We start from the raw sequence: 11,239 nt of genomic DNA on the forward strand, positions 1-11,239 counted from the left end.
GCAGCTAAAAAAGCTCCAGCTAAGAAAGCTACAAAAAAAGTAGCAGCTAAAAAAGCTCCAGCTAAAAAAGCTACTGCTAAGAAAGCAACTGCTAAAAAAGCAACTGTTGCTAAGAAGAAATAATTAATCTTCAAAATTGGCCTTCGTAAGAGGGCCTTTTTTTTTGCCTTTTTTCATAAATTACCGATTTTTCAACTCTTTTCACCCTGTAAACTTTCTTGTTCCTTGCCAAATTCACAGAATTTCTGCTAAAAGCATCTTCTATTAAACATAGAAACTACTTGTCGCCAGAATTTATAACTGAACCGATGGGTGGAAAGCGCAAATTCGCCTCTCCATTTTGAGATTTTGTCCTCTGTTCTGGCCTGTATTTGGAAAATTTATGAGTGAAACGACACCAACTGGTCTAGGGATTAGTAAATTAGACATGAAAAAAGAGGTTTTTATTGATTCAACTACTGGAGAATCAATAATTAAGCTTGGCGATTTAACGTTTCCTCCACGAAAAGTCTGGATCAAGACCTTTGGTTGCCAGATGAATTACCATGATACAGAGAGAATTCTATCTCACTTGAAGAATTTGAACTTTACTCATACTGAAGAATTAGAAGAATCAGATTTAGTTTTATTTAACACATGCGCGGTAAGGGAACTTGCTAATAATAAATTCTACTCACAACTTGGTGAGATGAAGCACCTTAAGAAGAAAAAAGGTGGGGATCTTGTTGTTGGAGTTGGTGGATGTGTCGCCCAAACGGAAGGTAAGGATCTTGTAAAAAAATACTCTCACCTTAACTTTGCCTTCGGCCCAGATACAATTGACTCGATCGCTGATATGGTTTTTAGAACATATGCAGGGGATGATAAGTTTGCAGTTAATACTTGGGATCGCAGTAGTGACTTTTCAATTGAGACTAAGATCACTCATGGTTCACCTCAGGCTTTCGTCAATATTATTAAAGGGTGCGATAAATATTGCACATACTGTATCGTTCCATATACTCGTGGAAGAGAGAGATCTCGTAAGCTTGATGAGATTGTTCAAGACGTAAGAAGGCTAGTTCAGTACCAAGGTGTTCAAGAAGTAATGTTACTTGGACAAAACGTAAACTCTTTTGGGAAAGAAAATGGGGAAAGAATCTCTGATTTAATTATGGCCCTTGATGAGATCGAGGGATTAGAGCTTCTAAGATATACAACTTCACATCCATATGACGTTTCGGATGATCTTATTGAAGTTCATGGGAAAGCAAAGAAATTATCAAAACACTTGCACCTGCCGGTTCAGTCGGGTTCAGATACTGTCCTTCAAAGAATGAATCGTGAATATACAAAAGAGCACTACTTAGGGCTTCTAGAAAAACTAAGAGCTGCTCAACCTGAAATCGTGATCTCTACAGATATCATCACAGGTTTTGTAAATGAAACAGATGAAGAGCATGAAGAGACAATGGATCTTCTAAGAAGAGCAAAATTTGATTTCATTTACTCGTATGCATACTCACAAAGAAATAAAACTCGTGCCGCTAAGATGGATGACTTCTTAACAAACGAGATTAGAAAGCAAAGACTTCACCAGGTTCAGGCCCTTCAACTTGAAATTCAAGCTGAAGAGAGGAAAAAAATGGTGGGACAAGAGTATGTGGTACTCGTTGAAGGCTTCGGTCATATGAAAGGTGAAAAGAAGTGGAAGGGACGTTCAAATTGTAATCGTATTATCCACTTTAAAGCTCCAGATGATGAAGTGAACTTAAAATGGAATTGGGTTAAGCTAAAAGTTACTGAAGCAACAGCTCTTTCATGTCAGGGTGAGCTCTTAGAAGTTCAAGGACGTCGACCGACTTCTTCTAAAATCCAATAATTTATATAACTTAGTTAAATAAACTTCATTCAAATGGCGGCAAAATCAACCGCCATGAGAATTTCTTCTTTTAAAAAAGTATACAATTATCAATAGGAGCGTTTATGAAACGAATTTTGATATTATTACTTTTTTCTTATAAGGCCTTCGCAGTTTCGGAGCTGGACTTTGATTTTAGCTATAGTAAGAATAAATATGGTTCAAACAGACAAAATTATAATATGTCTCGAACGTACGCAGGCTCAATTGCCTTCTATTTCTTTAATCTCACTGCAATTGAATTAAATTACTCTGAATCAAATGATAAGACAGTGGTAAATCATGATACTTCAAAGGCAACGAATCTTGCTATTGAAACAGAGACTTCGGTGTTAAAGACATCAACGTATGGAGTAGGGCTCAGGCAGGCACTGGCGCATAAGAATTCCTTCCTCATTCCGACTCTAAGTCTTGGATGGGCGAGACAGTCATTTACAGATAGTGCAAGTGCAACCATCATCGATAAGAGTGATAGTAGTAGAACCGTCTACGAAACCGGTGAGTCCGTTATCACATACGATTCTGTCTTTGCTTCTTTTGGCCTGAAAATAAGATTGACGAAGACTTTCTATATCAAGGGAGCAGTGAAGACTGCCTTCAGGGCCTTTGAATGGAATCAGGCAAAAGATCAGTTAAACTATACAGCTGGAATTTCGTGGATATTTTAAAGGGTCTAATTTTAGTTTTAACGTGCTCTACCCTCGTATCCTGTGCAAAGGTGTCTTATCTGACAGAACAGGGAATAGGGCAGTTTAAAATCCTCTACGATGCTAAAGACAATCAAGAAATTCTTAAAGATCCTACTATCAAGCAAGAGCATAAAGATAAAATTCTCTTGATTGAGAATTACAAATCATATTTCTACGAGTATTGGGGGAGAGATTCTTCAAAAATTTATTCAGAAACAACAATTCTTGATAGAGATGCCGTCACATACTTAGTAATTGCATCGCCAAAGGATAAGGTCAAGGCCATCGAAGAGTGTTTTATACTCGCAGGTTGCTTCCCATACCTGGGTTTTTTTAAGAAATCCTCTGCTATTTCCTATGCAAAGGAGATGGAACAGAAGGGTAACGAGACCTATATGAGAAAGGTTTTAGCCTACTCAACTCTTGGACGATTCAACGACCCAATTCTTTCAACATTCTTTCTCTACGACAAATTTGAACTTGCTGAAACTGTTTTTCACGAGCTCTTTCATACTATCTTGTTTATCAAGGATGAAGTTGATCTTAATGAAAACTTGGCAAACTTTTTTGGCAAAAAGATGCTTGAGATCTATTTTTCGAGTGAGAAAGATGGCAAGGATAGTCGAAAACTTAAAAAATATTTTGAACAAGAGAAAGCTTACCGGGAACTGTCATCGTTTATTTCTGATTTTGGAAAGCAATATGAGTCGCAACTTGAAAAAAATTGGAGTGACGATGGGAAAAAGTCCTTTCTTGATACTAAATTCATTCCTGGGATTAAGGATAAGTGTGTCGAGTTAAAGTTACAAGATCACTGTTGGCCGCTGAGAGTAACATGGAATAACGCAACTTTTGCTGCATTTAAAACTTATGAAAAAGGGCAAGATCAGATTGCTGAACTATTAAATTCCCACGATGGAAGCTTGAAGGAGCTTTTTAGTTATATCGAAAAGAAATACCAAGATTATAAAGAGACCGAAAAAGAAATAAGTTTTGAAAAATACCTCTTACAATAGATAAAAGCTTTGTTATGATAATAAAATATCGGAGCTTTTATGAAACATATCTACTTTATAGATCCCCTTGAGAAATTAAATACAAAAAAAGATTCAACCATGCTGATGGGTCTAACTTCAAAAGACATAGGACATGAAAGTTATTTTCTATTTGAGAAAGATTTCTTTATCCAAAATACAAGCGAAATGATTTTTGATTGCTATGAATTCTCTGGTGAGATTAAAGAAGATTTCTACGTTGCTAACCTTCAGTTAGGAGAAAAGAAACAAGTCAAGCTCGATGGAAATTGCACACTCCACATGAGAATTGACCCTCCATATGATTCACGCTACCAACGCTACCTTTGGATGTTGAATTTTTTAAGTGAGAAGGGTGTGAATGTTGCCAATAATCCAATTGGGATTATGAAGCATAACGAAAAACTTGAGGCCTACAAAATTGAAGGTGGTTTTGAAAGCTATGTCGGGGCCTCTCTATCTGGAGCAATAAAGTTCGTTCAAGCATTAAAAACAGATGGTGTTGAGTACTTGATTTTAAAACCACTTGATCTTTTTCAAGGTATTGGTGTCGAAAAAATCCATGTCGATCAACTAGAAGAGCGTTTTCCAAAAAAAGCAAAAGAATATCATGGACCAGTTGTTATTCAGGCCTTTGAGGCAAAAGTGGCAAAAGGTGAAATTAGATCAATCTTTTATAAGGCCAAAGAGCTTGGAACAATTTTAAAAGTTCCCAAGGATGGAGAGTTCCTTGCAAATATTGCACAGGGGGCAAGTTTTCATCAAGTGGAATTAAGCTCAAAACTAGTTCAAGAATGTGAGACTGTATGCAAAAATCTAATGAAGGATGGAGTTGATCTTGTTGCTTTTGATATTTTGGGTGACAAAATTTCTGAAGTAAATGTGACTTGCCCTGGATTATTAGTTGAAGTGTCCCATGCAGTTGGGGAGAACTTGGCAAAGAAGCTTTTTTAAATTCTTTGCCTTTTACTTTTAGTATCTCGGTGCTGAGGCCGGAAAGTTCTTTGTATAGTCTGTCGCAAATTGGATATCAAATTTTACACAACGACTAAACCAAACAGCATCCATTGGACAATATGTTTGTCCATAGTAATCTGTCTCTGAGCCACCACCTTCTTTATGGTATGTACAAGAGTAATCCCATTGAACACCAAGAACATCGATAACAAGTGGTTGTCCCGAAGATTGAACTGTAAATTCTTTAACTTTTGAAACAGTATTAATTCCAATCTCTGAAAATCTTTGTGTGTAAATACAACTACCAGTTTGCTTTCTTACGCAAACATCAACAGATAATTTCGTATAAGCAGAAGGGTAGGTATCACACCAGTTCCCGTGAGCATCTTTTGTCTCGTTTTTACTCGGAGCTGACCTCGCACGAACTCTAACGTTAAAACGCGAGTCTGTTTGAAAAATTTGCTGATCATCACTGGAAATATTTGTAAGAGAAGACCATAGTGGTCCACTTTGTGGATTATAGCGATTATCTCCGGTCGTACCATGAAGAACAATATTATCTAAAGAATAGTAATCAGTTGTCTGTCCAGCATCAGCTTCGCCCTCTTCTGTTCCATCGTTTGTTGAACCTGAAGAACCACCCGTGTTACCGCCGCCATTTGTAACTGTACCCACACTGTCATTAGAGAGATTTCCCGAAGAACTCGATCTATTTACTGACTTTTTTTGCATACAACCACTTAGAATCATTAAAGAAATAAGTATTGTTAGTGTTGCTTTCATTATGTTTTATCCCCATTGATCTTACAACTTCTCACAATCTTATCGGTATCTTTTTGTAATCCTTTAATTTGTATAAAATGGTCAAGATTAGTCCCCTTGACCGCAATTATTTGCTCACATATCATTAATATGTGAACTTAAAATGGTTAGGAAAACAATACTTTCAATTTTCAAACTTTATCTGTGAAGATGACTTACTTGCTAGCGAAATTGTCGTGAACGCAGCTAATAATCTTCTCCTTGAAAATGCTGAAGTCCTCCGCCGCCCAGAGGTTCGTGATCACCAAATCATTATTTTTAAATTACTTCTGACGATGGCAAAGAGAAAGCTTGCGAGCTATTCCCGCCATACACAGGATCTATCAAAAAGAGCGGTCTTCTTTCTAGGAAGCTTTCTCGATTTTGACGAAGCTGAATGTGCGTATATTTCTGATATCCCCGAAACTCAAGTCCTAAAAATTGTGGAGAGTTTTCGCTACAAAGTTTTAGAAGGAAATAAGGTTAAAAATGAATATCGCGCCTAATATTTCAACTTGTTTTTTCACTAAACAGATCACTTTAAACAATGAGCTAAGATTCAAAGATCATATTGATAGCTGCCCAAGTTGTAAGAAGAAAATCTTAGGACTTCTTAAAAATGAAGAACTCATAAAAGAGCATTTCAATGCTTATCAAATTAGTGAGGAAGTTGAAGAGCAATTAATGGCTGATCTGGCCCTTATTGAAAAGAAGATTTATCCTCCAACATATAGAAGAGCGTTAAATAGTTTTTTAAACTTCTCTCTTTTAATTAAAGTAAATAGCTTAAGTTTTTTAAAAAATATTTTTTCAGCAAAAAATATTTTATGGATGGCATTTGCGATTGGATTTTATTTAATAACGACTCGAGTTATTAATACTTAGTTGAAAGAAAGCCGTGTACTTGCCATCTTCGTCTTTAAGTTCCTTGGCAATATTTGGAATCTTATTCATTTTCTTTAATGCCTCTTCAAACAACTTATGAACATCATCGTCGTTGGATGACTTTAAAATTTTAATCACTTCTGCATTTCCCTCACTATCATAGCGAATCATTGCGGTTAGAATCGCTGGGGGATGACTTCTTAATTTACTTTCAAGATAAGGCTTATCAGAAGTTAGTGATGTCACTGTCGAATGAATCGAGTTTACGTACTGGCCGGCTACTCGTTTGAAAAATGAATAAAAGATTTTTTCAAAGTCATTAAGCTCATCAATACTAATCCCCTTTGGGGGAATGAATTGCATATTGTAGTCCATGGCATTGAGTAGGGGATTTTCAACTTTCTTTTCTTTTTTTACTTCTTGGATCATCTGCTTTGTTGCGTAGTTGATTCGTGCCTGAGTACTCTCTTGGGTTGCGAGTCTTTTACCCTTTTTCTCAACCACCTTCTTCTTTTCTACATTCTTGAGTTTAGATGATGGAGTAACCGCAAATTTCTTTAGAATATCACCGTCAACTTTCTTTGACGGAGTAGAAATCAGCTCTTTTAACTTCGATTCCTTTGTTCCAATAGTGCGTACTTCGTTATTATTCTTGATCTTTATTGAAAGTTTTTGCGGCTCATTCTTGGCATCCATTGGGATAAATCCCAGGAGTCCATGTATCAGCATTAATGTGATAACAAAGAATATGTTGATGGTTTTAGTGTGATAATCACCCATAATCAATATTGTGGACCTAAAAATACCCATTGCAAAGGCAAAAAGTGACACCTTTTACTCATGCTGCTTAGAAGTGTAAAATCATTTTAGGCATGGAATTGCCGTGTTTATCGATAGATCGAATTTCAAGGACTTATCAAAATGAGCAGGATGCTAATACAACGCTTTGCTAGAACGAGAACAATTTTAGTTGCCGCTTCAGCGCTTTCAATCTTCAGTGTAGGCCATATGCTTTATGACCTAACAGCTAAATATAAAAGAGTAGGGCAAATACAATCTGGTCTACAAATTTGTGGAAGTAGGGCAAATCAATCATACACGGCTTCAGTCATTGGTGATGCAAGTTCAATCTATCTCGATAGTAATTTTACAAGCGCAACGGAGGAATGTTTTGCAGAAGCCTCAACTCTAGTTGAAGATTTCAAATCTCTCCCAACTGCAATTGCTAAAAAAATGAATACTCTAGTTTCAAATGTACATTGGTTCCATGAATCTCTTCGTTCAACCGGAAATGGTTTCACTGTTAAAGCATCAGATGATGGAAGAAATACGTCGTCGAAATATTCTGCAGTAGAAAGTGAAATTGGTGCCACTACTGAACTAATTGATTCACATGGAGAACAATTAAATAACTCACTATCAAATCTTAAAGTTGCTCTATTTTTTTCAGGGTTAGTTCTTTTAGTTTGTGGTGGATGGGAAGCAATTGAGAGACGCAAATTAAAGCAAGCTCAATCTGAAATCGAAGATGAAGCATTTGCGGAGTTAATTTCGGAAGATCATTCAACTGCAACTAAAGTTGAAGAAATCATCGTTCAAGCTCTTGAGCTAAATGAGATGGTTCACTGTTCTAAACTTCTAACAACATACAGACAGAATGTTTTAAAATCATTTGAAAACCTTTCAACATATACGCCAATGAAAGATCTTGTTACTCCAATGGCGATGGTAACATCAACAGACGAAGTCGAAACAGAGATCAAGGCAAATCAAGTTTGGGAAGAGTCAGAGGCCGTAGAGGAGAAGGAAGAAGTTTCTTGTGACATCGAGCCGATCGCATCTAAAATTGTAGATCATTTATCTAATAAATTAATTGCTGAAGGAATCATGGTCGATATGGACCTTGCTGATTCATTCGTCAATGGTGACGCAGAAAGTTTAGAGCAAGTTCTTTACTATGTAGTTCTTGATGCTTTAAAAAATACAAACTACGCATCTGATAAAAAAGTAGTGATTAATGGTAAAGGTTTAGGAAGTGTTTACAACCTTGAAGTAACGTCATGCGGTCAGGGAAGAGAGTCAATCGAAAACACATCAATCGAAATCTCTAAAGAAATTATCGCAGATCTCAACGGAAGAATGGAAGTTGTAAATTATTACAATGACCAAAAAGAAGTTGCTGGTAGAAAAGTTAGAGTAATCTTAAAAACAGCTCAAAAAGAAAGAGCAATCATTACTCCAGCGCAATCAGAAAAAACTCTTGTTCGCCTTGAAAAAGGAACGAAGAGAGAAATTCTCGAAAGACTTAACGCTTAACTGCCCCCGGGCAGTGGTGTTAGCACTCCCAAATTCTCATTGTGATAACACATATAAATTTCCAGATGTTTCCTCAAGGCATCTGGACATTTCGTCGTCCCCCATGTCTTCTAATTAGTTTTCCAATTCCATCTCTAAGCATTGCGAAGTTATGATTTAATGTGAAAATTGGATCAAACCTTAATCTCTTGAGCTCCCCTTGACCAGTTGAACATCCTCGACCACCTATGAATTGCTGATGAGTTGACTGTGGTAAATAAGTTCTAACCACGGAATTATAGACACTATGATCATCAGACTGTACGAGTGCGTTTGGTTTTACACAGTTTTTGATTTCTCCAAATAAACTTCTCAACTCTCTTAAATGTTCACTCTTGCGCTTCCCATATTTTCGTCGAGACTTTTCAGCAAGCAAGCCGTTTGCAGGTATCCGTGCAACTCGAAAACCAGTATTGATCGATTCTTTGCGTTTACCACCATCGAAACCGACAAAGGCTTCATCTTAGTATGCTCAATTGTAATAAGATCATCGAATTGAATATGCTCAACTTGCTTCACACGAAGGTATGCTCGAAAGTTCTTATTCTTTACTGCGCATCTCTTTGCATGATAATCTAGTTTTCTAGCAACTGTTTTGGGATTGATTCTCAGAACTCGTGCGATTCGATTCATCGACATCTTAGAACAAAGAAGTTCGTAGACCATGCGATTAACTCGTCTCTTCATCTGTCCTTTTGCTAGAGAAAAAGTGGAGCTTGAGAATCGAGTGCTACAACTTTTGCATTTGTAGCGTTGAATTATTCGAGAGTCATCTCGTCGTTTGAACGTTCCATCTTTGATAATTGATTCGCGTTTTTGATGATAATTGCAGTTTTGATTAGGGCAGCCGTGTTTCATACAGCTTCAAATGCAATATAAGAACAAGTTGATACTTTGTAATTATTGAATATTATTGAGTAGATTTCGGTGCGAATTCAAAAAATGAACTTCACTATTTTAAATCTAACACCAATCCTCGGGGGCAGTTAGAACATTCTCTTAGACATTTCTTTATAATTAATATTTCCTAGAATTTGATCCTTGATGACATCAAAATTCTCTTGTGAGAAATCACTTTTGAAGATATTTCTAAAAATCTTCTCATGGCCCTTGCCCTTTGAGTAACAGAAAGCAAAGAGGTGATCTCCAAAGATATGGCCTACAATTCTTGCTAGAGTATAGATATCCTTGAGTCTCAACCCTTTTAATAATTCCTTATCGATTTCTTTATTTCCAAGAATACCGAGGGCGATTTTATAGAGTCTTTTCTTTGAATCTTTCGTCTTCTTTGATCTTATAAGCTTTTTGTAGTCGAGGTAGAGGTCACACTTGCGGTAGGGATTTATAAGCTTTGATGAGAAGTAGGCGATTGTACATTGCTTAATGAAGAATCGTAGAATGTTGGGGCGGTTCGTCTTTTGAAGTATTGTAGGGTAGACGTCAAATTTATTCTTTTCTTGAACTTTATGAAAGATATGAGTTCCCGCTAGGTATGAAATTCTATTTATTGAATAATTTGGACAGAAGAAGCGATCACTTGTTGGAAGCTTGAAGCTTCTGCCGCGGGTAATGAGGTCGTAGTAAAAATTTCTAAGAACGAGTGGTTTTATTTTATTAATTTCTTTTCTAACATAATCAAGTTTGATGTGATCATAGAGGTGAAAGTCTTCGATATCGGAAGAGAGTTCAAGACTCAAGGTTTTAACGACTTCGTCACAGATGAAAGCAAAGTTTTCGGGAACGTTATCGGAGAAATTTATCGCGCCAGTTTCGATAATATATTCGTGAATATCAAAATCTGGATCCTCACTTAAGTGTTCGTACCAGTAGATCTGACTTTCGTACTTAAGCCAGGGAGAAGATGTGATGAGGACATATTCTCTCTTTGAGAATTTTACAACTTTATCATTGATGGCTTTTTTATCTTTGTTAAGTTTCCAGTAAACATCATCAAGGTTTTGATTGATGATGGTATGGATAATGTCTTTTTTTGTCATTTCCATGACTTTCTTTGGAAGTTTGTCTGGAACAATATGGTATTCGCCGAAAAGTACGAGGATTTTTCGCTCAGGGTTTTCTTTATAAGATTTGGCTATTACTTTCGAAGCTTGATGATCTCGAGACTTGAGGGAGCCATTAGTATTAAGAGCGAGAATTGGGATGTCTTCTTTTTTCGCGATCTCAAAGAAACGACGGTAGTATGTCCAAGGAAAGCGCCACGATTCTTTATAGTTAATACTTTCTAAAAACTCGAGTTCTGTAATATGGTTGGAAAGAAAATAGTCTATATATTCTTGATGTTTGACATGTACAAACTCAAGGGCAATAACAAAGTCGTGTCTCTTGGATGTTAGGATGCGAATGAGTCTTTCTAGATTTCGCGTACTCTGATCAAAGGTGTGAAAATCCCCAAGGTAAATTATGTCTGACTGTTCAATTGCTTCAGTCAGTTCTCTAATAGAGGAATCTGAAAATTTCCGGTTGGCAAACTTCTGTTGATCTTTTTGATAGGCCAAGAGCTGTGCTGATGGCTTTCCTTCTAAGGATTGGGCCTTAGACTTGAGATAGTTGAATATGCTTAGATGAACATTTTCTAATGAGTTTTTCATAACTTAACT

At 36.6% G+C, this 11,239-nt stretch carries 12 protein-coding genes; 7 read left to right on the forward strand and 5 right to left on the reverse strand.

Annotated elements, in window-relative coordinates; genetic code table 11:
- Positions 1-382: 382 nt before the first annotated feature.
- From miaB to M900_RS05045, 4 genes are all read left to right on the forward strand, one after another.
- A complete protein-coding gene (gene miaB / locus M900_RS05030) occupies positions 383-1,861 on the forward strand; it encodes a tRNA (N6-isopentenyl adenosine(37)-C2)-methylthiotransferase MiaB (protein ID WP_021273931.1) in 1,479 nt (492 codons plus the stop codon).
- 104 nt (positions 1,862-1,965) lie between these two features.
- Positions 1,966-2,568 carry a hypothetical protein gene (locus tag M900_RS05035; RefSeq protein ID WP_021273780.1) on the forward strand — a complete coding sequence of 201 codons (603 nt, stop codon included), beginning with the start codon at positions 1,966-1,968 and terminating at the stop codon, positions 2,566-2,568.
- 50 nt (positions 2,569-2,618) lie between these two features.
- Positions 2,619-3,605, forward strand: a complete 987-nt coding sequence (locus tag M900_RS05040; RefSeq protein ID WP_021273884.1) for an aminopeptidase — start codon at positions 2,619-2,621, stop codon at positions 3,603-3,605.
- 39 nt (positions 3,606-3,644) lie between these two features.
- Positions 3,645-4,577 carry a glutathione synthetase/glutathione synthetase gene (locus M900_RS05045; protein ID WP_021273859.1) on the forward strand — a complete coding sequence of 311 codons (933 nt, stop codon included), beginning with the start codon at positions 3,645-3,647 and terminating at the stop codon, positions 4,575-4,577.
- An 18-nt stretch (positions 4,578-4,595) separates the two neighbouring features.
- Here the strand turns inward: M900_RS05045 and M900_RS05050 are convergent, their stop codons facing one another.
- Complete coding sequence (locus M900_RS05050; protein ID WP_021273913.1) at positions 4,596-5,363, reverse strand: hypothetical protein; 768 nt, start codon at positions 5,361-5,363, stop codon at positions 4,596-4,598.
- Between the two features lie 131 nt (positions 5,364-5,494).
- Here M900_RS05050 and M900_RS05055 point away from each other — a divergent pair, with 131 nt between their 5' ends.
- Positions 5,495-5,887, forward strand: a complete 393-nt coding sequence (locus tag M900_RS05055; RefSeq protein ID WP_034731474.1) for a hypothetical protein — start codon at positions 5,495-5,497, stop codon at positions 5,885-5,887.
- The gene (locus M900_RS05060) at positions 5,871-6,266 is read left to right on the forward strand and encodes a hypothetical protein (protein ID WP_021273846.1); all 396 of its coding nucleotides are present in this window, start codon (positions 5,871-5,873) and stop codon (positions 6,264-6,266) included. The genes M900_RS05055 and M900_RS05060 overlap by 17 nt, the downstream gene beginning before the upstream one ends.
- On the opposite strand, the gene M900_RS05065 is transcribed toward M900_RS05060, so the two are convergent.
- The gene (locus tag M900_RS05065; protein ID WP_198295947.1) at positions 6,237-7,046 is read right to left on the reverse strand and encodes a hypothetical protein; all 810 of its coding nucleotides are present in this window, start codon (positions 7,044-7,046) and stop codon (positions 6,237-6,239) included. The two genes, M900_RS05060 and M900_RS05065, sit on opposite strands and share 30 nt — an antisense overlap.
- Before the next feature lie 141 nt (positions 7,047-7,187).
- Here M900_RS05065 and M900_RS05070 point away from each other — a divergent pair, with 141 nt between their 5' ends.
- Positions 7,188-8,582, forward strand: a complete 1,395-nt coding sequence (locus M900_RS05070; protein WP_021273805.1) for a hypothetical protein — start codon at positions 7,188-7,190, stop codon at positions 8,580-8,582.
- Positions 8,583-8,655: 73 nt separating this feature from the next.
- On the opposite strand, the gene M900_RS05075 is transcribed toward M900_RS05070, so the two are convergent.
- From M900_RS05075 to M900_RS05085, 3 genes are all read right to left on the reverse strand, one after another.
- Positions 8,656-8,937, reverse strand: coding sequence for a hypothetical protein (locus tag M900_RS05075; protein ID WP_021273783.1), 282 nt, complete (start codon positions 8,935-8,937; stop codon positions 8,656-8,658).
- Positions 8,938-8,942: 5 nt separating this feature from the next.
- The gene (locus tag M900_RS17660) at positions 8,943-9,479 is read right to left on the reverse strand and encodes a hypothetical protein (RefSeq protein WP_021273856.1); all 537 of its coding nucleotides are present in this window, start codon (positions 9,477-9,479) and stop codon (positions 8,943-8,945) included.
- Positions 9,480-9,607: 128 nt separating this feature from the next.
- Complete coding sequence (locus M900_RS05085; RefSeq protein ID WP_021273937.1) at positions 9,608-11,230, reverse strand: ChaN family lipoprotein; 1,623 nt, start codon at positions 11,228-11,230, stop codon at positions 9,608-9,610.
- Positions 11,231-11,239: the final 9 nt, after the last annotated feature.

This window comes from Bacteriovorax sp. Seq25_V (assembly GCF_000447795.1).
Taxonomy (GTDB): Bacteria; Bdellovibrionota; Bacteriovoracia; order Bacteriovoracales; family Bacteriovoracaceae; genus Halobacteriovorax_A.